Source organism: Streptomyces sp. NPDC001493 (genome assembly GCF_053597235.1).
In genome coordinates, this window is sequence record NZ_JBSFHV010000013.1 from 1 (window position 1) to 22,674 (window position 22,674).

A 22,674-nucleotide genomic window follows, 5' to 3' on the forward strand; every position below is an offset into this window, starting at 1 on the left:
CATCCAGTATCGGGGCGACCCTCCGCCTTGCGATCGCACGCACCGGACGCCGCCGGACCCGCCCTCCGGGCGGACGGCGCCACTTCCGACACACGACCTAGTTCCGCGAGGGATTCCGTCCGACGTCCTTCTGCCGAGGAGGCAGGCATGACCGAGACCGTGACCACCACCGCGACGACGCCGACCCCCCACACCGAGTATCCGATGGCCAGGGCGACCGGCTGCCCGTTCGATCCGCCCCCCGCGCTGCGGGAACAGCGGGACGGCGGGCCCATCTCGCGGGTGCGCCTGTGGGACGGCAGCACCCCCTGGCTGATCACCCGCCACGACCAGGTGCGCGCCCTGCTCGGCGATCCGCGCATCAGCGCCGACCCCGCCCGTCCGGGGTATCCCCACCGCGACGCCGGGGCGAAGGCCCGGGCCGGGACCCGCCAGACCTTCATCACCATGGACGACCCCGACCACGCCCGGCTGCGCCGGATGGTGACGGCCCCCTTCGCGATCAAGAAGGTGGAGGCGATGCGGCCCGCGATCCAGCGCATCGTCGACGATCTGCTGGACACCATGCTGGCCGCCCCCGGGCCGGTGGACCTCGTCGAGGCGTTCGCGCTGCCGCTGCCCAGCCTGGTGATCTGCGAACTGCTGGGGGTGCCCTACGAGAAGCACGACTTCTTCCAGAAGCACACCAAGGTCCTGGTCCGCCGCAACGGTGATCCCGAGGAGGTGATCGCCGCATCCGAGGCGCTCATCGACTACCTGGAGGGCCTGCTGACCGACAAGCTGGCCGAGCCCGGCGACGACATCCTCTCCGACCTGGCCACCAAGCGCGTGGCCACCGGGGAGCTGACGGCGCGCGAAGCCGCCGAGATGGGCTCGCTGCTGCTCGCCGCGGGCCACGAGACCACCGCCAACATGATCGCGCTGGGCACGGTCGCCCTGCTGCAGCACCCGGACCAGCTCGCCCTGCTCCGCGACAGCGACGATCCCAAGGAGGTCGCCGCCGCGGTGGAGGAGCTGCTGCGCTACCTCACCATCGTCCACTTCGGCCGCCTGCGCGTGGCGGTGGAGGACATCGAGATCGGCGGCGTCACCCTGCGCGCCGGGGACGGCGTGATCTGCGCCGCGGACATCGCCAATCGCGATCCGGAGCTCTTCCCCGACCCCGACCGGCTCGACCTCACCCGCGACGCCCGCCGTCACGTCGCCTTCGGGTTCGGCGTCCACCAGTGCCTCGGCCAGCCGCTGGCCCGGGTGGAACTCCAGGTCGTCTACAGCACCCTCTACCGGCGCATCCCCACCCTGGCCCTGGCCACCGGAGTCGACCAGCTCCGCTTCAAGCACGACGGCGTCATCTACGGCGTCTACGAGCTGCCCGTCACCTGGTAGTACCGACCACAGAAACGAGAAGCGCATGCGCGTCAAAGTCGACCAGCCCAAGTGCGTCGCGTCCGGGCAGTGCGTCCTGGCCGCCCCGGCCGTCTTCGATCAGGACGACGACGGCATCGTCCAGGTCCTCGTCGACCGGCCGGAAGCCGTGCACCACGAGGACGTGCGGGAGTCCGTGGCCGTCTGCCCGGCCGCGGCGATCTGGCTGGAGGAAGAGGAGTGACGTCGGCGCCGCCGCGCCGCATCGTGGTGGTGGGCGCCTCGGCGGCAGGTCTGTCGGCCGCCGAAACCCTGCGGCGCGAGGGGTTCGACGGCTCCCTCACGCTCGTGGGCGAGGAAGCCCACCCTCCCTACGACCGGCCGCCGTTGTCGAAACAGATCCTCACCGGGGAATGGCGGGCCGACCGCCTGCGGCTGCGCCGCCCCGAGGACCTGGAGGCCCTCGGGCTGGACCTGCGGCTCGGGGTACCCGCCGCCGCCCTGTCCCCGGCCGCACGGACGGTGACCCTCGCCGACGGCACCGAACTCCGCTACGACAACCTGGTCGTCGCCACCGGGGTCCGGCCCCGCCGCCTGCCGGAGTGCGGCACCCCGGGCGTCCACGTCCTGCGCGACCTGGGGGACGCCCTGGCGCTCCGTGACCGCCTGACGGCGGGCGGCCGGCTGGTCGTGGTGGGCGCCGGGTTCCTCGGTACGGAAGCGGCCGCCGCCGCCCGTTCGCTCGGCGCCGCGGTCACCCTCGTCGAGCCCGCCGACGTCCCGCTCGCCCATGTCCTCGGCCGGCGGATGGGCGCCCGCCTGGCCCGGCTCCACCGGGACCACGGCGTGGACCTGAGAACCGGTACGAGCGCCACCGGGATCAGGACGGTCGCGGGCCGGGCCGCGGGGGTACACCTGTCCGACGGCACGGAGGCCGAGGCCGACGACGTACTGGTCGCCATCGGCACCCGGCCCAACACCGAGTGGCTCGCGGGCAGCGGCCTCGACCTGACCGACGGGGTGGGATGCGACGCGTACTGCGCCGCGGCCCCCGGCATCCACGCCGCCGGGGACGTGGCCCGCTGGCACAACCCGCTCTTCGGTACCGGCATGCGGGTCGAGCACCGTACGAACGCCGCCGAGCAGGGCATGGCCGCGGCCCGCAACCTCCTGAACCCCGGCCGTCCCCGGCCGTTCGCACCCGTCCCCTACTTCTGGTCCGACCAGTACGGGCTGAAGATCCAGGCGTACGGGCACCTCCGCGACCACGACGAGGCCCGCCTCGTCGACGGGGACATGGCCGACGGCTCCTTCGTCGTCGCCTACCGCACCGGCCCCTTCCTGACCGGGGTGGCGGCGGTGGGCACGCCGCCGAAGGCGCTGCGCCCGTGGCGGGCGGCGATCGCGGCCCGTACCCCCTGGCAGGCATGGGCCGTTGAACCAGCGCCTGCCGCCTGAGGCATCCCGCACCTCCACCACCGGGGTGAGCGCCCGCCGTCGGCCGCGTTGACAAAACATACGGAGGATTGCATAGTTATACCGACGGTGGGTGCACCGCGGAGGATCTCCAACCCCCTCCGCGAAGACCGCCGCCGCCCGGCGTGACCCCGCCCCCTACGGCGCGCGCCACGCCCGCACCACGCGTACGAAACCGGCCTCCCCGATCCTCCGCGGCGGGGAGGCGGTCGCACATCCACCCCCTTGTTCTTCGAGGAGCACGCAGTGAGCAACGCCAACGGCAACGGCAACAGCGACGTACGCCTCTGGGGCGGCCGTTTCGCCGACGGACCGGCCGAGGCGCTGGCCAAGCTGTCCGCCTCCGTCCACTTCGACTGGCGGCTGGCTCCCTACGACATCGCCGGATCCCGTGCCCACGCGCGTGTCCTGAACAAGGCCGGCCTGCTCACCGAGGACGAGCTCACCCGCATGACCGGCGGACTCGACCAGCTCGAAGCCGACGTCGCCGACGGCTCGTTCACCGGCACCGTCGCCGACGAGGACGTCCACACCGCACTGGAGCGCGGCCTGCTGGAGCGCGTCGGCAAGGACCTCGGCGGCAAGCTCCGCGCCGGCCGGTCCCGCAACGACCAGGTCACCACGCTCTTCCGGATGTACCTGCGCGACCACGCCCGGATCATCGGCGGCCTGCTCGCCGAGCTCCAGGACGCGCTGGTCGGCCTCGCCGAGGCCCACCCGGACGTCGCCATGCCCGGCCGTACCCACCTCCAGCACGCCCAGCCGGTGCTCTTCGCCCACCACGTCCTCGCCCACGTACAGGCGTTCTCCCGGGACGCCGAGCGGCTGCGCCAGTGGGACGAGCGGACGGCCGTCTCGCCGTACGGCTCCGGCGCGCTGGCCGGTTCCTCCCTCGGGCTCGACCCGGAGGCGGTCGCCGCCGACCTCGGCTTCGAGCGCGGCTCCGTCGCCAACTCCATCGACGGCACCGCCTCGCGCGACTTCGTCGCCGAGTTCGCGTTCATCACCGCGATGACCGGGATCAACCTCTCCCGGATCGCCGAGGAGATCATCATCTGGAACACGAAGGAGTTCTCCTTCGTCACCCTGCACGACGCGTTCTCCACCGGTTCCTCGATCATGCCGCAGAAGAAGAACCCGGACATCGCGGAGCTGGCGCGCGGCAAGTCGGGGCGGCTCATCGGCAACCTGACCGGCCTGCTGGCGACCCTCAAGGCCCTCCCGCTCGCGTACAACCGCGACCTCCAGGAGGACAAGGAGCCCGTCTTCGACTCCTGCGACCAGCTGGAGATCCTGCTCCCCGCCTTCACCGGCATGATGGCCACGCTCACCGTCAACCGGGAGCGCATGGAGGAGCTGGCTCCGGCGGGCTTCTCGCTCGCCACCGACATCGCCGAGTGGCTGGTCAAGCAGGGCGTGCCGTTCCGGGTCGCGCACGAGGTCGCCGGCGAGTGCGTCAAGGAGTGCGAGCACCACGGCATCGAGCTCGACGAGCTGACCGACGAGCAGTTCGCGAAGATCTCCGAGCACCTCACGCCCGAGGTCCGTACCGTCCTCGACGTGCCCGGCGCGCTCGCCTCGCGCAACGGCCGCGGCGGCACGGCCCCGTCCGCCGTCGCGGTCCAGCTCGCCGAGGTCAAGCAGGACCTCGCGGTCCAGCACGCCTGGGCGACCGCCCGGAAGTAACCGGCCCCCCGTCCGGACCGGGCCCGCCCGCCCGGTCCGGACGCGTGGTCGCGGGCCGTCCCGGGGTTCTCCTGGAGTGGTCCCGGGCGGTTCCGGGCGGTTCCGGGTGAGGCAAGAGGTGTACGAACGGCACCGCGGGCTACGTTGACGGGGGAGGGGAAGCACCGCCCCCCCGCACAACACCGCCCCCGCACAGCACCGCCCCCGGACCACGAGGAGCCCGCGATGCCGTTCGACCGCCTGACCGCGGCCACCGCCTCGACCGCCCACATCGGGCTCGGCCTGGCCGCCGTCGGCAGGCCCGGCTACATCAATCTCCACCGCGACCTCGACCTGCCCGAGGACCGCACCCCCGACGCCCTGCGCGACCGCACCCATGAACTCCTGGACGCGGCCTACGCCCAGGGCGTCCGCTACATCGACGTGGCCCGCTCCTACGGCCGCTCCGAGGCGTTCCTCGCCGAGTGGCTGACCGCCCGCCCCGCCCTCACCGACGTGGTGGTCGGCAGCAAATGGGGCTACACCTACACCGCCGACTGGTCCGTGCGGGCCGAGGCCCACGAGGTCAAGGACCACGGGGTGGGCACCTTCGACCGCCAGCGTGCCGAGACCCGCGCCCTGCTCGGCGACCGGCTCGACCTCTACCAGATCCACTCGGTGACCGCCGACAGCCCGGCCCTCACCGACAAGGAACTGCACGCCCGGCTCGCCGACCTGGCCGCCGAGGGCGTCACGATCGGCCTCTCCACCAGCGGCCCCGGCCAGCGGGACGCCATCCTGGCGGCCCTCGCCGTCACGGTCGACGGCGAGCCTCTCTTCCGTACCGTCCAGGCCACCTTCAACGCCCTGGAGACCTCGGCGGGCCCGGCGCTCGCCGAGGCCCACGAAGCCGGACTCACGGTGATCGTCAAGGAGGGCATGGCGAACGGGCGGCTGGCCGGTACGCAGGCCCCGGCGCTGATCCGCGAGATCGCCCTCGACCGGGAACTCGGCAGCGACGCGGTGGCCCTCGCCCATGTGCTCCACCAGCCCTGGGCCGGGGTCGTCCTCTCCGGCGCCGCCACGGTCGGCCAGCTCTCCGGCAACCTGCACGCCGTCACGCTCGACCTCGACGAGGAGGAGCGCGCCCGGTTCGGCAGCCTGGTGGAGGACCCGGAGGCGTACTGGCGGTACCGGGCCACCCTCCCCTGGAACTGACGCCCCCGGAGCTGACGGCCGCCCCGGGCCCGACGCGCCTCAGGCCGCCCAGGCGGCCAGCGCGTCGAAGTCCGGCCGCTCCAGGCCGACGGCCGGATCGATCCGACGCAGCAGCGCCGGGCCGGGGTGGTGGGCCGCCACCCAGGCCCGGTCCGGCTCGCCGACCTCGTCGTCGATCCAGGCGAACGGCCGCCCGGCCGCGTACGCCACGACGTGCGGGGTCTTCCAGAAGACCCCGTCGCCCGCGGTCCCGCCCACCACCGGCCAGTCGACGAAAGGCAGCGGCGGCAGCCCCAGCGGCGGGCCGACCCACTCGTTGGCCTCGTCCTTCCAGGTGGTCGCCCAGACCAGTTCGTACCGGTCGGCCAGCGCCAGCAGCTCGCCGCCGTGCGCCGGATTGAGCAGCACCGGCAGGCCCTGCCCCATCTCCCACCCCGTCGGACGCATCCGCAGACGCCGGTACCCCTCCGGGTTCCGCGCCCCGGCCAGCGCCATGTACGGGTTGAGCGGACCATCGATGTCGATCAGCAGCAGCGGCTTGGTGCCCATGCCCCCATGCTGCCGCCCGGCGGCCCGGAGCGGTAACGAAGTACGGCCGTCGGGTCCCCCGGGGCCGCCTGCCCCGGGGTGTGTCCCGGGGCGGCGCGGTCAGCCGGCCGGCTTCTCCCACACCGAGACGTGCCGGGAGCTCTCGTTGCCGAACGGGCTCCGGTCCCAGTCCTCGAAGCGCTCCCGCAGCCGCATCCCCGCGAGCTGCGCCATCAGGTCGAGCTCGGCCGGCCACACGTAGCGGAACGGGATCGAACGGAAGTCGCCCCGCCCGTCCACGACGTCCACGTAGTTCGAGCTCACCGACTGGGTGGCGACGTCGTACTCGTCGTACGCCCAGCGCGTCGGACTCGTGTGGAAGGGCACGATCCGCTGACCGGGCGGGAGCTTGCGCAGCTCGGGGACCATCACCTCGATCACGAAGACGCCGCCCGGTTCGAGATGGTCCGCGACGTTGCGGAAGCAGGCCACCTGATCCGCCTGGGTCGTCAGATTCATGATCGTGTTGAAGACGAGGTAGGCGAGGGTGAAGGTGCCGTCCACCTTCGTCCCGGTGAAGTCCCCGAAGGTCACCCCGATCGCGTCGCCGCCCGGCTTGGCGCGCAGCCGCTCCACCATCGCCCGGGACAGGTCGATGCCGTGCACCGGGACCCCGCGCCGCGCCAGCGGCAGCGCGATCCGCCCGGTGCCGATGCCGAGTTCGAGCGCCCGGCCCGTACCCGCCAGCCCGGCCAGGAACTCCGCCGTCGCCGCCACCAGATCCGGCGCGAACATGCCGTCCGAGGGATCGTCGTACCTCGCCGCGATCGGCTCTCCGAAGTAATCCGTCTTGTCGGTCACGTTCTTGTCGGACACGTTCTTGTCGGTCACGCCGGGACCGTACCGCCCGGCGGCCCGCCGCGCCCGCGATTTTCCCCGCGGGCGTCCGGGCATGCGAAGGGCCCGCCGCCCGGGAGAGGAAGCTCTCCCGCCCGGCGGGCCCGGAAGCCCGTACCGCTACGCGGCCTTCGCCTTCGTCGCGTACATGTCCACGTACTCCTGGCCGGAGAGGCGCATGACCTCGGACATCACCGAGTCCGTCACCGCGCGCAGCACATAGCGGTCGCGGTCCATGCCCTCGTACCGGGAGAACTCCATCGGCTCGCCGAAACGGACCGTCACCTTGCCGGGGCGCGGGATCCCGGCGCCGCCCGGCTGGAGCTTGTCGGTGCCGATCATCGCGAACGGAACCACCGGCGCGCCCGTCATCAGGGTGAGGCGCGCGATGCCCGTACGGCCGCGGTACAGCCGGCCGTCGGGGGAGCGGGTGCCCTCCGGGTAGATGGCGAAGGCGCCGCCCTCGTCCAGCACCCGGCGGCCCGTCATCAGCGCGGCGACGCCGCCCCGGCCACCGTCGCGGTCCACCGGGATCATGCCGCTGCCGGTGAAGAACCAGGCCATCATGCGGCCCTTGATGCCCTTGCCGGTCACGTACTCGTCCTTGCCGATGTAGTACACCGGCCGGTCGCAGCAGATCGGCATGATCAGCGAGTCGATGAAGGTGAGGTGGTTGCCCGCGAGGATCACCGGACCGGTTCCGGGGATGTTCTCGGCGCCCTCGATCTGAGGCCGGAACATCAGGCGCAGGATCGGTCCGAGCACTGCCTTGATGACCGTGAGTCGGGACAACGGTTCCTCCGGTGTCGTGGCCGGGCCGGCCGGGGCGGTGACGCGATGGTCTGTGCAGGTGAGGACGATACTCGCGGCGACCCGCCGACCGCACATCGGGTTCACTCACTGGATACGCAGTGTTGACATGTGTTCGCCGTGCGTTGGCCCGCCTGCCGCCCCCGGTACGGCACCGCTGCCTACGCTCGGGGCCGCGCCGGAGCCCGGTGCCGCCGCCGAACATCACATGCGAGGAGCGTCCATGACAGAGCGTACGCGCAAGAGCCCCGGCCGCCGGGCCCTGCTCGGAGCCGCGGTGCTCGGAACGACCGCTGTCGGCCTGTCGGCCGCCGGTACCGCCGCGGCCGCCGACCGCGGCCGTGACGACGACGCGCGCGGGAACGCCGGGCACCAGGGCGAGGGCCGCGGCGCCGGACGCTCGCTGCGGGACCTGCCCGTCCCCACCGTCGTCGGCCACCGGGGCGCCAGCGGCTACCGCCCCGAGCACACCCTCGGCTCCTACCAGCTCGCCCTGGACCTCGGTGCGGACATCGTGGAGCAGGACGTCGTCCCGACCAAGGACGGCCACCTCGTCTGCCGCCACGAGAACGACATCAGCGGCACCACCGACGTCGCCTCCCACCCCGAGTTCGCGGGCCGCAGGACCACCAAGACGGTCGACGGGACCGCGCTGACCGGCTGGTTCACCGAGGACTTCACCCTCGCCGAGCTGAAGACCCTGCGCGCCACCGAGCGCATCCCCGGCAACCGCCAGAAGAACACCCTCTACGACGGCCGCTGGGAGATCCCCACCTTCGAGGAGGTCCTGCGCTGGGCCGACGCCGAGGGCCGCAAGCGCGGCAAGCCGGTCTGGCTCTACACCGAGACCAAGCACCCCTCGTACTTCCGGGGCCTCGGCCTCGCCCTGGAGGAGCCGCTCGCCAAGCTGCTGCGCAGGTACGGACGCGACCGTGCCGACGCCGCCCTCATCCTCCAGTCCTTCGAGCCCGACTCCGTGCGGCGGCTCTCCCGGCTGGTCTCCACCCCGCGCATCGTGCTGCTCGCCGGCGCGAACTCCCGCCCCTGGGACTTCACCGAGGCGGGCGACCCGCGCACCGTCGCCGACCTCGTCACCCCGGCCGGACTGAAGTGGATCGCCTCCTTCGCCCAGGGCATCGGACCCACCCTCGACCTGGTCGTCCCGAGGGACTCCGCCGGCCGTCTCGCCGCCCCGACCACCCTGGTCCGGGACGCGCACGCGCAGGGGCTGATCCTCCACCCGTACACAATGCGCAACGAGAACACCTTCCTGCCCGCCGAGTTCCGCCGGGGCACCGACCCCAACGCCTACGGGGACGCCTTCGGGGCCTTCCGCGCGTACTTCGCCACGGGCATCGACGGCATCTTCTCCGACAACGCCGACACCGCGCTCCTCGCGGCGGCCGATGCCCGCCGCGCCTGACGGGCCCCTCCACCCGGCCGGGGTGCGGCCGCCCCGCCTCCGGGGCCGCGTCAGCCCAGGGCCCGCCGTGCCCCGGTCGGGTGGGACTTCCCGCGCACGGCAACCAGCCGTGCGCGGAAGCCGTTGAGCGGGCGTGACCCCCGCCGGCCACCGCGCCGCTACCCCTGCCGACCAACGCGTCGACCACCGCGTCGACCGCCGTGCCGATCAACCCGCCGCGGGCGCCGCCGATTGTGCCGACCGTGCCGACCGTGCCGACCGCGGGCCGGCCGCTCCCACCGCGTACGCCGTCGTGGTGCTGACGGCCCTGCATCCGCTGGTCCGCGCGGAGGTGACGGCCGAGGCCCCGGCGGCCGGAACGGACCCGGCCGACCTCGAACAGACCGTCTGGCTCCGGCTGCTGGAGCGCCTCGCCTCCGGCGCCCCGCTGCCCGACCCCGCCCGCTGGGTGCGCGACACCGTACGTGCCGATGTGCGCCGGGCCCGGCGCGCCGCCCTGCGCGAACACCCGCACGCGGACGGCGGACCCGACGCCGGACCGGCCGGCTGCCCCGAGCTCGCGACCCTCGGCGCCGACGAGCGCAGGGCGTTGCGCGCGGCCGTCGCCCGGCTGCCCGGCCGCTGCACCGGACTGCTGACCGCGCTGCTCGACCCGGGCGACCGCACCTACCGCGAGATCGCGGGGGAGTTGGGTATGTCACAGGGGAGTCTGGGGCCGATGCGTTCCCGATGTCTGGGATGTCTCCGCACAATCCTCGCGGCGAAGGTTGCCGCTCCCCGTGCACGGGGAAAGGTGCGTTAGACAAACCGGCCTATCAGGTGAGCGGGAGGCATGCACACATGGGCATGAGCGTGATCATCTCGGCGGCGACCCCGGACGACGCCGAACAGCTCTTCAGGCTCCAGTACCTCTGTTTCCAGAGCGAGGCGGAGCTCTACGGGAACTACCGGATCGACCCGCTCGTCCAGACCCTGGAGTCCGTCCAGGCCGAACTCGCCACCGACCTGGTCTTCGTGGCCCGGCTCGGCGACGAGGTCGTCGGCGCGGTCCGGGGATCCACCGCGGACGACGGCACCGGCCGGATCGCCAAACTCTGCGTCCACCCCCGGCTCCAGGGCCACGGCCTCGGCGCCCGGCTGCTGCGCGCCGCGGAGGCCGGACTCGCGTCCGACCGCGCCGCCACCCGCTTCCGGCTGCACACCGGGCACCGCAGCGAGAGCAATCTGCGCCTCTACCGCCGCGCCGGATACGCGCAGGTCGGCGCGGAGACGGGTGAGGACGGGGTACGCCTGATCCTGCTGGAGAAGGAAGTCCCGGCGGCCCAGGAGTACCTGGCGAGCGCGTAACACCCCCGGGTCGCCGGCCGTCGAGAAACGCGAAGTCCCGCCCGGACGCACGGTGCGGGGCGGGACCGCGCGATCTCCTCAGGACGCAGGCCCCGGAACGGAGCCTGGCTCAGGCCCGCTTGGCCCGGCGCAGCCAGAGCAGTCCGGTGATCGGGAGGATCACCGGGATGAAGACGTAGCCCATGCCGAAGTCCGACCAGACGGTGGCGTCGGCGAAGGCGGAGGGCTCCACCATCGTCCACGTACCGACGATCAGAACGCCCGTCAGCTCGGCGGCGCAGCAGACCAGGGCGGCCCGACGGGCCTTCTCCCCGCCGCGCACCAGGGAGTACGTGATGAACCCGTACACCAGGGCGGCGACGGCCGACAGCGCGTACGCCAGCGGCGCCTTGCCGAAGTCCAGAATGATCTGGACGATCGCCCGCGAGGCGGCGGCGACCGTGAACACCCCGTAGAACCAGACGAGTACGCGTCCGGGGCCGGTCCCCAGGTCGAACGACGGCTTCTGCGCCGTCGCTCCGGCCGACGCGGGGGTCTCGGTGCGATCGGTGTCGGTCACGTCAGTTTCCCCAGATGTCGTAGAGCCGTACTTCGAGCACGGCCAGCACCACCGCGCCGGCGGCCACCGTCGCCGAGCCCCAGCGGGTCCGCTCGGTCAACGAGAGGAAACCGGCGGCGGGCACGGCCGCGAAACAGCCGATGAGATAGCAGATGAAGATCGTCATGCCCTGTTCCGGGCGCTCGCCGCGCGCCAGTTGCACGATCCCCACCACCAGCTGGGCGAGCGCCAGCAGCGTGACGACCGCCATACCGATGAAGTGCCAGTCCTTGGTCGGCTGGTCCCGGTATGCGGCGAATCCGCACCAGGCGGCGAGGGCGAGCGCGGCCACGGCGAGCGTGACCGTCAGGGCGTCGAGCATGTGCCGAGGGTATTACGGCCGGCCCCCGTGCCCGCCCCCGGCCCCGGCTCCCCGCGGTCGTATACGAAGGAGGGCGGACGGGCTCCACGAAGGAGGGCGGACGGCCCCCGACGGCCGGTGGCGGGCCCCCGCGGCTCTCCCCCGGAGGCCGGTGCGCGGTCCCGCAGAGGGGTGGGGCCGTGGCGTCCGCCACAGACGCCCCGACCGGGCGAAGACGCGGACCCCGGCCGGCCGGGTCCGGTCCGGCCTCACGTTTGCGCAGGTCAGCGAGGTGTACGGGGAAAAGGTGGCGGCGGTACGACGGGGAGCGGCGGTCCCCGTCCGGGAGTCCGGTATGCGGACGCGCCGGTTCCGCGTTCTGTTACGTCTGTTTTACTTGGGACATGACCACGACGAGCAGCCGCACCCTTGCGACCGAGGCGATCAGTACGCCCGGTGCTCGTTGTATGTGTCGAATGCGCGCCATCTGAGGGCCCCCGCCAGTGTCTCGCGCCCCGAAGCGAGAACCCGCCGACGCCGTCGCCTCCCGGTCGCCCGGGCAGGAACGCGTCGGCCCCGCACGGCCTCGACCGGCACCCCTGTGCCGCGGCCGTGCCGAGACCCCGGCCGACGAGGGCCGGTGAGTCTCCCTCGGACGAATGCCCCGTGCCCGGCGCACAACCACGCCGCGAGCACTCGACAGTGACGGAAACCCTGTGATCACCACTTCGGGCCTCACGAAGGTCTACCAGTCGCGCGACCGCGAGGTCACCGCGCTCGACGGAGTCGATCTGCACGTCGAGGAGGGCGAGGTCTTCGGCGTCATCGGCCAGAGCGGCGCCGGCAAGTCCTCCCTCATCCGCTGCGTCAACCTGCTGGAGCGCCCCACCTCCGGCACCGTGACCGTGGCCGGCCAGGACCTCACCGCCCTCGCCGGCCGGGGTCGCCGGGCGAGCAAGGAGCTGCGCGAGGCGCGCAGCCGTATCGGCATGGTCTTCCAGCACTTCAACCTGCTGGCCTCACGCACCGTCCAGGGCAACGTGGAACTCCCGCTGGAGATCCTCGGCGTGCCCGGCCGCGACCGCTCCCGCAAGGCCCTCGAACTGCTCGACATGGTCGGCCTCGGCGACAAGGCGAAGGCGTACCCCGGACAGCTCTCCGGCGGCCAGAAGCAGCGCGTCGGCATCGCCCGCGCCCTGGCCGGCGACCCGAAGGTGCTCCTCTCCGACGAGGCGACCTCGGCGCTGGACCCCGAGACCACCCGCTCCATCCTCCAGCTGCTGCGCGACCTCAACCAGCAGCTCGGCCTGACCGTGCTGCTCATCACCCACGAGATGGACGTCGTCAAGACGGTCTGCGACTCCGCCGCGCTGATGCGCCATGGCCGCGTGGTCGAGTCCGGCACGGTCGGCGAACTCCTCGCCACCCCCGGCTCCGAGCTGGCCGACGAACTCTTCCCGGTCGGCGGCGGCACCTCCGGCCCCGGCCGCACGGTCGTCGACGTCACCTTCCACGGCGAGGCCGCCGGCCGTCCGGTGATCTCCCAGCTCTCCCGTACGTACAACATCGACATCTCGATCCTCGGCGCGGCCATGGACACCGTGGGCGGCAACCAGATCGGCCGGATGCGCATCGAGCTGCCCGGCGGATTCGAGGAGAACGTCGTGCCCATCGGCTTCCTGCGCGAGCAGGGGCTGCGGGCCGAGGTCGTGGACGAGGCGGCCGCCACCGCGATCCCCGTACAGACCACCGCCCCGCTCACCAAGGAGGCCGCGAAGTGACCTGGTCCGAAATGCAGCCCCTGCTGACCCAGGGCACCGTCGACACCCTCTACATGGTGCTGTGGTCGGCGGTCATCACCGTCGCCGTCGGCCTGCCCCTCGGTGTACTGCTGGTCCTCACCGACAAGGGCGGACTGCTCCAGAACACCGCGGTCAACAAGATCGTCGGCGCGGTCGTCAACATCGGCCGCTCGCTGCCCTTCATCATCCTGCTGATCGCGCTGATCCCCTTCACGACCTGGGTCGTCGGCACCTTCATCGGCCCGACCGCGATGATCGTCCCGCTGGCCGTCGGCGCCATCCCCTTCTTCGCGCGCCTGGTGGAGACCGCCGTCCGCGAGGTCGACCACGGCCTCGTCGAAGCGGTCCAGTCGATGGGCGGCTCCATCCCCACCATCGTGCGGAAGGTCCTGCTGCCGCAGGCACTGCCCTCGCTGATCTCCGGCATCACCACCACCGTGATCGTGCTCATCGGCTACTCCGCGATGGCCGGCGCCGTGGGCGGCGAGGGGCTCGGCTCCAAGGCCGTCACCTACGGATTCCAGCGCTTCGACAACCAGTTCATGATCGTCACCGTCGTGCTGCTCATCGTCATCGTGATCGTCGTGCAGCTCATCGGCGACCTCGCCGGACGCCTGCTGGCCCGCCGGGGCCGCACCGCCTGACGCGCCTTCCGGCGCCGGCCCACCGACTCCGTCCCGCGCCCGCTTTCCGCAGCCACGCGCGGCGACGGCCAAGCCCGCACTCCTTGTCCGGGCGCTCCACCCCACCCGAAAGAGGCACTTTTCGTGCGCAAGACCATCAAGCTCTCCGCGGCAGCCGCCGCCACCGCCGCCCTCGCCCTGGGCCTGAGCGCCTGCGGTACGGACTCCGACCCGTCCGCCGGCGGCACCGGTGCGGACGCCGACACCTCCAAGGCGCTCGTCGTGGGCGCGTCCCCGACGCCGCACGCCGACATCCTCGACTTCGTGAAGAAGAACCTCGCGGCGAAGGCCGGCCTCAAGCTGGAGGTCAAGGAGTTCACGGACTACGTCCTGCCGAACACCGCCACCGAGAACGGCCAGATCGACGCCAACTTCTTCCAGCACAAGCCCTACCTGGACGACTTCAACAAGAAGAACGGCACCCACCTCGTGCCGGTCGTCAACGTCCACCTGGAGCCGCTCGGCCTCTACTCCAAGAAGGCCAAGTCCGTCTCCGACATCAAGTCCGGCCAGACGGTCGCGGTGCCCAACGACACCACGAACGAGGGCCGCGCGCTCCTGCTCCTCGCCGACCAGGGCCTGATCACCCTCAAGGCCGGTGTCGGCACCGACGCCAAGCTGAGCGACATCACCGACGCCAAGGGCCTGAAGTTCAAGGAGCTGGAGGCCGCCACCGTGCCCCGCGCCCTGGACGACGTCGACGCCGCCGTCATCAACGGCAACTACGCGATCGAGGCCAAGCTCACGCCGTCGAAGGACGCGCTCGCCATCGAGAAGGCGGAGGGCAACCCCTACGCCAACATCCTGGTCGTCAAGAAGGGCGGCGAGAACGACCCCCGCGTCAAGAAGCTCGCCAAGCTCCTCAACAGCGACGAGGTCAAGAAGTTCATCGAGGACACCTACAAGGGCTCGGTCATCCCCGCCTTCGGTACCCCCGCCGCTTCCTGACCCCCCGCACGCCCACGGAGCCCCGCACCTCCCGCCGAGGAGGTGCGGGGCTCCGCCGTACGGACCCGCCCATGCACGGCGCGCGCCCGATACTGCATGCTGTGCCTTTACCGGTCTTCGGCATGGAGCTGCGCATGACTACCACGTTTCCGTCGATCTCGATCAGCACGGACCGACTGGTGCTGCGCCCCTACGACATGTCGGACCTCCCCGCGCTGACCGACATGATGAACGACGAGGCCGTCACCGCCTGGACGGACGCCCCGCACCCGTACACGCAGCTCGACGCCGAGCGCTGGATCCGGCGGATCGCCCCCGGCGAGCGCACCCAGGGCCACGGCATCGTCTTCGCCGTCCACGAGTTCCTCACCCAGCGGCTCGTGGGCTCCGTACGGCTGCTCAACACCGACTGGCGCACCCGCTCCACCGAAGTCGTCTACGTCACCGCCCACTGGGCGCGCGGCGAGGGGTACGCCACCGAGTCCGTGCTGGCGCTCGCCGAGTGGCTCTTCCGCGACCAGGCCTTCGAGCGGATCGAGTTGCGCACCCAGGCCGACAACACCGCCTCCCAGCAGGTCGCCCAGAAGCTCGGCTGTATCAGCGAGGGCGTCCTGCGCAACGCCCGGATAGCGCGCACGCAGACGGAGGACGGCGGCTGGGTCGACTTCCGTACCGACCTGATCGTCTGGGGGCTCCTCCCGGAGGACCTCGAAGGCGTCGCCGAGCAGCTCGCGGACGCGGGCGGCTACGGCACGTACAACGACTGGAACTGACGGGGGGCCGCCGGCCGCGTCTCCGCCGGACCGGACCGGCGAACGACCGGACCGCACACGCCGAGGACCGGACCGGCGAACGACCGCACGGGCGGAGGACCGGACCGCACACGCCGAGGACCGGACCGCGGCGGACCGCCGCCCGTTCCCCTTCCGGAGCGACCCGATAACCTCTACCCGGTCCACCACGCGGGCGCGGCCCCACCGGCGGACACGCCCCCTCACGCACCCCCCCCACAGCTCCAGGAGACGGACGACGATGGCCGACCGGGTCACGGTGATCGGCTGGGACGGCTCACCGCTGACCAGAGCGGCCACCGCAGCGCTCTCCGCCGCCACGCTCGTCGCCGGCGCCGCGCACCACCTCGCGCTCGCCGAAGTCCCCCGGGACGCCGAGCGCATCCGCCTCGGCAGCGTGGACCTGGCCGCCCGCCGCATCGCCGGACACCGGGGGAGCGCCGTGGTCCTCGCCGACGGCGACCCCGGCTTCTTCGGAGTCGTACGCACCCTGCGCGCACCCGAACACGGCCTGGAGGTCGAGGTCGTGCCCGCGGTCTCCTCCGTCGCCACCGCCTTCGCCCGCGCCGGGATGCCCTGGGACGACGCCCAGGTCGTCGTCGCGCACCCGAAAACCCTGCGACGGGCCGTCAACGTCTGCCGGGCCCACCACAAGGTCGCCGTCCTCACCTCGCCCGGCGCGGGCCCCGCCGAACTGGCCCTGCTGCTCGACGGCATCCACCGCACCTTCGTGATCTGCGAGGAACTCGGCACCGCCCGCGAGCGCGTCACCGTCCTCACCTCCGACAAGGCCGCCGACCACGCCTGGCGCGACCCCAACGTCGTCATCGTCGTCGGCTCCGGCCCCACCACCGCGTCCGCCGGCTGGATCGGCGGCCGGGATCCCGCCCGCCCCGACGGCGTACGCGGCTGGGCGCTGCCCGAGCACGCCTACCGCCGGACCGGCCGCTCCACGGCCGGAGACGACCGGGGGCGTACGGCGGAGAGCACCGAGGGCGAGTCCGCCGGGATGCGCGCCGCCCAACTGGCCCGGCTCGGCCCGCGCACCGGCGACCTGGTCTGGGACATCGGCTCGGGCACCGGCGCGCTGGCCGTCGAAGCGGCCCGCTTCGGCGCGGCCGTCATCGCCGTCGACCGCGATCCCGCCGCCTGCGCCCGTGCGACGGCCGCCGCCCGCTCCTTCGGCGTGGCCGTCCAGGTCGTCCAGGGCCTCGCCCCGCACGTGCTCGAACGGCTTCCCGAGCCCGATGTCGTACGCATCGGGGGCGGCGGCGTCCCCGTGGCCCTCGCCGTCGCCGACCGGCGCCCGGAACGGATCGTCACCCACGCCTCCACCCGGGACCAGGCGGAGGCCCTCGTCACCGCGCTCTCGGGCAGCGGCTACACGGTGGAATGCGCGCTCCTCCAGTCCGTGGACCTGGACACCTCGGCCTGGCGGGAACGCGAACGGTCCGTCGCGTTCCTGCTCTGCGCGGTGCGTTCGGACCTTGCCCCGTGACCAGGTCGCTACAGCGCGGAAGGTAGGCTGGCCGATTGTTGTACCGAACCCGGTCGTTCGTCGCTTCGTTCGTCAATGTCCGGATAAGGGAGTTGTTTTGTTTCTCCCTGTGGTACGGCACGACCGGGCACGCGCGAAGTGGCGCAGTCCACAGCGAACCGCGGCGCAACGACCTGTCGCTGCGGCGAACGGCCGCGAGAATATGTAGAGGTCTGCGGGCGTTTCGTGCCGCGCGGCGAGCCCGCTCGTTCTTGATGACGAGCATCGGCCTGCCGTGACGCGGGCGTCCCGGGAGACGGGCCGAAGGAGCACTGACGATGGGCGAGGGGTACGCATGACTGACACCGGCCAGGTCCCGGGCGAGGGACAGCCGGAGAACGCAGGCATGGTGGAGCAGCCGGGCGTCCTCGCCCCGGATGCCTACACCTACCTCGACCCCTCCGAGCAGGCACCCGACGAAGAAGATCTGCTGCTGATGCCCGCCGCCCAGGGCGGCGCGTGGGGTGACCCGCAGATCGTCCCGCCGCCCGCAGGGGACGCCTACCAGCAGTTCCCCCAGCAGAGCGCCTACCCGGCCCAGGAGCTTCCGGCACAGGGTCCCGCGAGCCACGACTCCGGGGCCTTCGACCTCGGCGGCGTACGGATCCCGGCCCCGACGCCCGCCGCCGCGCACGCCGCGGCCCCCGCCCCGTCGCGCCGTCCGCTGCACCGCGGGCCCTCGGTCGACGGCCCGTCCTACGGCGGGCAGAGCGGCGTCGTGCGCTCGCTGGCCGACCGGGGCCCGGCCGGGTCCCCGCAGCCCCAGGCACCGGTCCGCACCCCGGCTCCGGCCCCCGTCGCGCCCGAGTACCCGGCGCCCGCCGAGGCCCCCGCGCACACCGAGGCTCTCGCGCCCGTCGAGGCCCCCGCGCACACCGAGGCCCCCGCATACACCGAGGCCCCCGCCGCTCAGGAGCCCGTGCTCCCCGGCCCGCAGCTCGGCGAGATCCCGCTCCAGGGCGCCTCCCCGTGGGGCGCGCCCGAGACGGTGGCCGCCGAGGAGCAGCCCGTCGCGGCCGTCGAGGCCGTGGTGGCCGAGCCCGTGGTGACCGAGCCCGCGCCCGTGGACGCCGCTCCGGCGGAGTTCGTACCGGCCGAGGCGCTCCAGCAGCCCGCACCGGAATTCGCGCCCGCGCCCGAGGCGGCGCCGGACTTCGAGCCGGTCGCCGCCGCCCAGGACCTCGCGCCGGGGCACGCCCCCGCCGAGGAGCCGGCCGGGCCCGCGGTGGAAGACCCGGCAGAAACGGTCGTCCCCGAGGCGCCGGCCGAGCCCGCCGCCCACGCACCGGTCTTCGTGCCGGAGGCCGCCTCGGAGCCGTACGCCCCCGAGGCGGGCCCGGTGCCCGCCGCCGAGTCCACCGGCACCCGGCTTCCCGAGCAGGTCCAGGTCTTCGTGGAGGCCCCCGCCCCCGTGGCGCAGGCCCCGGCGGAGCACACGGTCGCCGAGCCGACCGCCACCGAGCCGATCGCCGTCGAACCGCTCGTCACCGAGCCTCCGGCCGCCGGAATCCTCGTGACCGAGGAACCGGCCGCCGAGATGCCGGCCGCCGGGATGCCGGCCGAAGAGCCGGCCGCCGAGGAGCCCGCCGTCGAACCGGCACCGCTCGCCGAGCCCGTCGCCTTCGACGAGGTCCCGGCCGCGCTGCCGGAGTCCGGCACGAGGACCGGCAGTGCCCCGGAGTCCGACGCGCCGCAGGCCGCCGGAGCGCCCTGGGTCGTCGAACCCCCCGCCGCCGAACAGGGCGCCGGGCCGCAGTACACGGAACCGGAACACCAGAACGTGCGACAGGAACAGCCCCACCCCGCCGACGCCCCCGAGGCTGCCCCGGTCTTCGAGGCCGTCGAGCCCGTCGAGCCCGAGCCGCTCGTCCCCGCCGGGCCCGCCGCCGTCCCCGCCCGGGCCGTCGCGGCACAGTCCGCCGCCGAGGAGCCGGAGGCCGAGTACGCCGCCGCCCCCGAGGAGCCGGCGACCGACCCGGCCCCCGGATACGACGAGGCGGAGCGCGAGGCCGTACTGCGCGTCATGCGTGAACGCCGCGACATCCGCAACGGCTTCCGCAGCGACCCGATCCCGCACGAGGTGCTGCTCCGCGTGCTGGAGGCCGCGCACACCGCGCCCAGCGTCGGCCACTCGCAGCCCTGGGACTTCGTCGTCATCCGCTCCGCGGAGACCCGGCGTTCCATGCACGAGCTCGCCCAGCGGCAGCGCGACGCCTACGCGAAGTCGCTCCCCAAGGGCCGCGCGAAGCAGTTCCGGGAGATGAAGATCGAGGCCATCCTCGACACCCCCGTGAACATCGTCGTCACCGCCGACCCCACCCGCGGCGGGCGGCACACCCTCGGCCGCCACACCCAGCCGCAGATGGCCCCCTACTCCTCCGCGCTCGCCGTGGAGAACCTGTGGCTCGCCGCCCGGGCCGAGGGCCTCGGCGTCGGCTGGGTCAGCTTCTTCGACGAGCGCGAGATGGTCCGGGCCCTCGGCCTGCCCGAGCACCTCGAAGTCGTCGCGTACCTCTGTGTCGGGTACGTCGACGAGTTCCCCGAGGAGCCCGAGCTGATGCAGGCGGGCTGGTCCAAGCGCCGCCCGCTGTCCTGGGTGGTCCACGAGGAGACGTACGGCCGCCGGGCGCTGCCCGGTGAGGAGCCGCACGACCTCCTCCAGGAGACCATCGCCAACATCCGCCCGCTGGACGCCAAGGCGCTCGGCGAGGCGTGGGAACGCCAGAAGCGGATGACCACGCCCGCCGGCGCGCTCGGCATGCTGGAGATCATCTCCGCGCAGCTCGCCGGGCTCTCCCGGACGTGCCCGCCGCCGATCCCGGAGCCCGCGGCCGTCGCGATCTTCGCCGGCGACCACGGCGTGCACGCCCAGGGGGTGACCTCCTGGCCCCAGGAGGTCACCGGCCAGATGGTTGCCAACTTCCTGGCCGGCGGCGCGGTCTGCAACGCGTTCGCGAGTCAGGTCGGTGCCGAGGTCTGCGTCGTGGACGTCGGTGTCGCCTCCGAACTGCCCGCCACCCCGGGCCTGCTGCCCCGCAAGGTGCGGCCCGGTACGGCGGACTTCACCACCGGCCCCGCGATGAGCCGCGAGGACGTCCTCGCCGCGATCGAGGTCGGCATCGAGACCGCCCGCGACCTCGTCGCCGCAGGCAACAAGGGCCTCCTCATCGGCGAGATGGGCATCGCCAACACCACGGCGTCGGCCGCCCTCATCTGCGTCTACACCGGCGCCGACCCGTCCGAGGTCACCGGCCGGGGCACCGGCATCAACGACGAGATGCACGCCCGCAAGGTCGACGTGGTGCGCCGCGCCCTGGAACTCCACCAGCCCGACCCCTCCGACCCGATCGGCGTGCTCGCGGCCGTCGGCGGCCTGGAGCACGCGGCCATGGCCGGCTACCTCCTGGGCGGCGCCTCGCTGCGCACCCCGGTGATCCTGGACGGCGTGAGCGCCGGTGCCGCCGCCCTGGTCGCCCGCGCCATCGCCCCCGAGGCGCTGGCCGCCTGCATCGCGGGCCACCGCAGCGCCGAGCCCGGCCACGTAGCCGCGCTCAACAAGCTGGGCCTGCGCCCGCTGATCGACCTCGACCTCCGCCTCGGCGAGGGCACGGGCGCGCTGCTCGCGCTCCCGATCGTGCAGAGCGCCGCGCGCGCCATGCACGAGGTCGCGACGTTCGACTCGGCCGGCGTCACGGAGAAGTAGTCCCCGGGCCCCGGGGTCTTTCGTTCGGATCATGCCGGGCTCCAGCCCGATCCGAACGAAAGACCCCGGCCCGCCCGGGGGCGGCCCCGTGCTTCCCGGGGCTCTGCCCTCCGGCGGCCCCACCCCGTATGGTGGTCCCCGCCCCACCCTGCTGAACCCGCACGTCACAGCCGCTCCAGAGCCGCAGCGGCAGCCCCGTCCGCAGCCGCCGCGTCCCGTACGCCGGACCGGACTCGACCGGACTCCCCGTACGGCGCCCCACCGCGCCGCACGCACGTTCCCCGCCGAGGAGCCAGCACCGCCATGGCCGAGCACGTCGATCACCCCGCGTACCCCGTCGGACTGCGCCTGCACGGGCGCCGCGTCGTCGTCCTCGGCGGCGGCCAGGTCGCTCAGCGCCGCCTCCCCGCGCTCATCGCGGCCGGAGCCGACATCACCCTCGTCTCGCCGTCCGCCACCCCGTCCGTCGAGGCGATGGCCGACGCCGGGGAGATCCGCTGGGAACGCCGCCGGTACGCGGACGGCGACCTCGCCGACACCTGGTACGCGCTCGTCGCGAGCAGCGACCCCGCGGCCAACGCCGCCGCCTCCGCCGAGGCCGAGCGCACCCGCACCTGGTGCGTCCGCAGCGACGACGCCGAGGCGGCCACCGCCTGGACCCCCGCCACCGGGCGCAGCGAGAACGTCACGGTCGCCGTGCTCACCACCACCTCCGAGGGCCGCGACCCCCGCCACTCCGCCGCCGTGCGCGACGCCATCGTCGAGGGCCTCCGCGACGGCACCCTCGCCGCCGCGCACCACCGCACCCGTACCCCCGGCGTCTGGCTCGTCGGCGGTGGACCCGGCGACCCCGACCTGATCACCGTGCGGGGCCGCCGCCTGCTCGCCGAGGCCGACGTCGTCATCGCCGACCGGCTCGGCCCCCGCGACCTCCTCGACGAACTGCCCCCGCACGTCGAGGTCATCGACGCGGCGAAGATCCCCTACGGCCGCTTCATGGCCCAGGAGGCGATCAACCGGGCGCTCATAGACCACGCGAAGGCGGGCAAGGCCGTCGTCCGGCTCAAGGGCGGCGACCCGTTCGTCTTCGGCCGCGGCATGGAGGAGGCCCAGGCGCTCGCCGCCGAAGGCATCCCCTGCACCGTCGTCCCCGGCATCTCCAGCTCCATCTCCGTGCCCGGCGCGGCCGGAATCCCGGTCACCCACCGGGGCGTCGCCCACGAGTTCACCGTCGTCAGCGGCCACGTCGCCCCCGAGGACCCCCGCTCGCTCGTCGACTGGGAGGCCCTCGCCCGCCTCCGCGGCACCCTCGTCCTCCTGATGGCCGTCGACAAGATCGGCGCCATCGCCAAGGCCCTCGTCGCCCACGGCAAGGACCCGGCCACCCCGGTCGCCCTCGTCCAGGAGGGCACCACCTCCGCACAGCGCCGCGTCGACGCGACGCTCGCCACCGTCGGCGAGCGGGCCGCGGCCGAGGACGTACGCCCGCCGGCCGTCATCGTCATCGGCGAGGTCGTCGGCGTCGGCACCACCGCGTGACCGACGCCACCGCGACCCCCACCGCGTAAGACCGGCGGCCCCG

General features: G+C 73.3%; 20 protein-coding genes. 15 read left to right on the forward strand and 5 right to left on the reverse strand.

The genetic code is table 11. The annotated features are described in order from the left end of the window. Window positions 1–147: 147 nt before the first annotated feature. The 5 genes from ACWCWD_RS19375 (at window position 148) to ACWCWD_RS19395 (ending at window position 5,724) form a co-directional block, all read left to right on the forward strand. On the forward strand, window positions 148–1,386 hold the full coding sequence (locus tag ACWCWD_RS19375) for a cytochrome P450 (RefSeq protein WP_450774024.1): 1,239 nt from the start codon (window positions 148–150) through the stop codon (window positions 1,384–1,386). Window positions 1,387–1,411: 25 nt separating this feature from the next. After that, complete coding sequence (locus ACWCWD_RS19380) at window positions 1,412–1,609, forward strand: ferredoxin (RefSeq protein WP_450774025.1); 198 nt, start codon at window positions 1,412–1,414, stop codon at window positions 1,607–1,609. Then, the gene (locus ACWCWD_RS19385) at window positions 1,606–2,823 is read left to right on the forward strand and encodes an NAD(P)/FAD-dependent oxidoreductase (RefSeq protein ID WP_450774026.1); all 1,218 of its coding nucleotides are present in this window, start codon (window positions 1,606–1,608) and stop codon (window positions 2,821–2,823) included. Before ACWCWD_RS19380 ends, ACWCWD_RS19385 begins: the two co-directional genes overlap by 4 nt. A 264-nt stretch (window positions 2,824–3,087) precedes the next feature. Continuing rightward, window positions 3,088–4,527, forward strand: a complete 1,440-nt coding sequence (argH, locus tag ACWCWD_RS19390; RefSeq protein WP_450774027.1) for an argininosuccinate lyase — start codon at window positions 3,088–3,090, stop codon at window positions 4,525–4,527. 225 nt (window positions 4,528–4,752) lie between these two features. Further along, a complete protein-coding gene (locus tag ACWCWD_RS19395; protein ID WP_450774028.1) occupies window positions 4,753–5,724 on the forward strand; it encodes an aldo/keto reductase in 972 nt (323 codons plus the stop codon). 39 nt (window positions 5,725–5,763) lie between these two features. Here ACWCWD_RS19395 and ACWCWD_RS19400 read toward each other — a convergent pair whose 3' ends face one another. The 3 genes from ACWCWD_RS19400 to ACWCWD_RS19410 all read right to left on the reverse strand — a co-directional run bounded on the left by ACWCWD_RS19400 (window position 5,764) and on the right by ACWCWD_RS19410 (window position 7,941). Then, window positions 5,764–6,273: a hypothetical protein gene (locus tag ACWCWD_RS19400; protein ID WP_450774029.1), complete on the reverse strand. Its 510-nt coding sequence runs from the start codon at window positions 6,271–6,273 to the stop codon at window positions 5,764–5,766. A 99-nt stretch (window positions 6,274–6,372) separates the two neighbouring features. Further along, a complete protein-coding gene (locus tag ACWCWD_RS19405) occupies window positions 6,373–7,113 on the reverse strand; it encodes a class I SAM-dependent DNA methyltransferase (RefSeq protein ID WP_450774181.1) in 741 nt (246 codons plus the stop codon). A 156-nt stretch (window positions 7,114–7,269) separates the two neighbouring features. Next, the gene (locus tag ACWCWD_RS19410) at window positions 7,270–7,941 is read right to left on the reverse strand and encodes a lysophospholipid acyltransferase family protein (protein ID WP_266702446.1); all 672 of its coding nucleotides are present in this window, start codon (window positions 7,939–7,941) and stop codon (window positions 7,270–7,272) included. Window positions 7,942–8,182: 241 nt separating this feature from the next. On the opposite strand from ACWCWD_RS19410, the gene ACWCWD_RS19415 reads away from it, so the two are divergent. From ACWCWD_RS19415 to ACWCWD_RS19425, 3 genes are all read left to right on the forward strand, one after another. Beyond that, window positions 8,183–9,382 (forward strand): glycerophosphodiester phosphodiesterase, encoded by a 1,200-nt coding sequence (locus tag ACWCWD_RS19415; RefSeq protein ID WP_450774030.1) that lies wholly within the window; start codon window positions 8,183–8,185, stop codon window positions 9,380–9,382. A gap of 292 nt (window positions 9,383–9,674) precedes the next feature. After that, on the forward strand, window positions 9,675–10,184 hold the full coding sequence (locus ACWCWD_RS19420) for a sigma-70 family RNA polymerase sigma factor (RefSeq protein ID WP_450774182.1): 510 nt from the start codon (window positions 9,675–9,677) through the stop codon (window positions 10,182–10,184). A gap of 38 nt (window positions 10,185–10,222) precedes the next feature. Beyond that, entirely contained in the window at window positions 10,223–10,729 is a 507-nt protein-coding gene (locus tag ACWCWD_RS19425) for a GNAT family N-acetyltransferase (RefSeq protein ID WP_450774031.1), read from the forward strand. A gap of 109 nt (window positions 10,730–10,838) precedes the next feature. Here ACWCWD_RS19425 and ACWCWD_RS19430 read toward each other — a convergent pair whose 3' ends face one another. Both ACWCWD_RS19430 and ACWCWD_RS19435 read right to left on the reverse strand, forming a co-directional pair. Continuing rightward, window positions 10,839–11,288: a hypothetical protein gene (locus tag ACWCWD_RS19430; RefSeq protein WP_390965551.1), complete on the reverse strand. Its 450-nt coding sequence runs from the start codon at window positions 11,286–11,288 to the stop codon at window positions 10,839–10,841. Between the two features lies 1 nt (window position 11,289). Beyond that, window positions 11,290–11,649 carry a hypothetical protein gene (locus tag ACWCWD_RS19435; RefSeq protein WP_387371947.1) on the reverse strand — a complete coding sequence of 120 codons (360 nt, stop codon included), beginning with the start codon at window positions 11,647–11,649 and terminating at the stop codon, window positions 11,290–11,292. Between the two features lie 695 nt (window positions 11,650–12,344). Here ACWCWD_RS19435 and ACWCWD_RS19440 point away from each other — a divergent pair. From ACWCWD_RS19440 to cobA, 7 genes are all read left to right on the forward strand, one after another. Next, complete coding sequence (locus tag ACWCWD_RS19440; RefSeq protein WP_450774032.1) at window positions 12,345–13,409, forward strand: methionine ABC transporter ATP-binding protein; 1,065 nt, start codon at window positions 12,345–12,347, stop codon at window positions 13,407–13,409. Then, window positions 13,406–14,074 (forward strand): methionine ABC transporter permease, encoded by a 669-nt coding sequence (locus ACWCWD_RS19445; protein ID WP_450774033.1) that lies wholly within the window; start codon window positions 13,406–13,408, stop codon window positions 14,072–14,074. The genes ACWCWD_RS19440 and ACWCWD_RS19445 overlap by 4 nt, the downstream gene beginning before the upstream one ends. A 123-nt stretch (window positions 14,075–14,197) precedes the next feature. Then, window positions 14,198–15,061, forward strand: a complete 864-nt coding sequence (locus tag ACWCWD_RS19450; RefSeq protein WP_450774034.1) for a MetQ/NlpA family ABC transporter substrate-binding protein — start codon at window positions 14,198–14,200, stop codon at window positions 15,059–15,061. 134 nt (window positions 15,062–15,195) lie between these two features. Continuing rightward, window positions 15,196–15,834 (forward strand): GNAT family N-acetyltransferase, encoded by a 639-nt coding sequence (locus tag ACWCWD_RS19455; protein WP_450774035.1) that lies wholly within the window; start codon window positions 15,196–15,198, stop codon window positions 15,832–15,834. A 259-nt stretch (window positions 15,835–16,093) separates the two neighbouring features. Then, window positions 16,094–17,350, forward strand: a complete 1,257-nt coding sequence (cbiE, locus tag ACWCWD_RS19460; protein WP_450774036.1) for a precorrin-6y C5,15-methyltransferase (decarboxylating) subunit CbiE — start codon at window positions 16,094–16,096, stop codon at window positions 17,348–17,350. A 334-nt stretch (window positions 17,351–17,684) separates the two neighbouring features. Next, window positions 17,685–21,092 (forward strand): nicotinate-nucleotide--dimethylbenzimidazole phosphoribosyltransferase, encoded by a 3,408-nt coding sequence (gene cobT, locus ACWCWD_RS19465; protein ID WP_450774037.1) that lies wholly within the window; start codon window positions 17,685–17,687, stop codon window positions 21,090–21,092. A gap of 303 nt (window positions 21,093–21,395) precedes the next feature. After that, window positions 21,396–22,631 carry a uroporphyrinogen-III C-methyltransferase gene (cobA, locus tag ACWCWD_RS19470; RefSeq protein ID WP_450774038.1) on the forward strand — a complete coding sequence of 412 codons (1,236 nt, stop codon included), beginning with the start codon at window positions 21,396–21,398 and terminating at the stop codon, window positions 22,629–22,631. Window positions 22,632–22,674 lie beyond the last annotated feature (43 nt).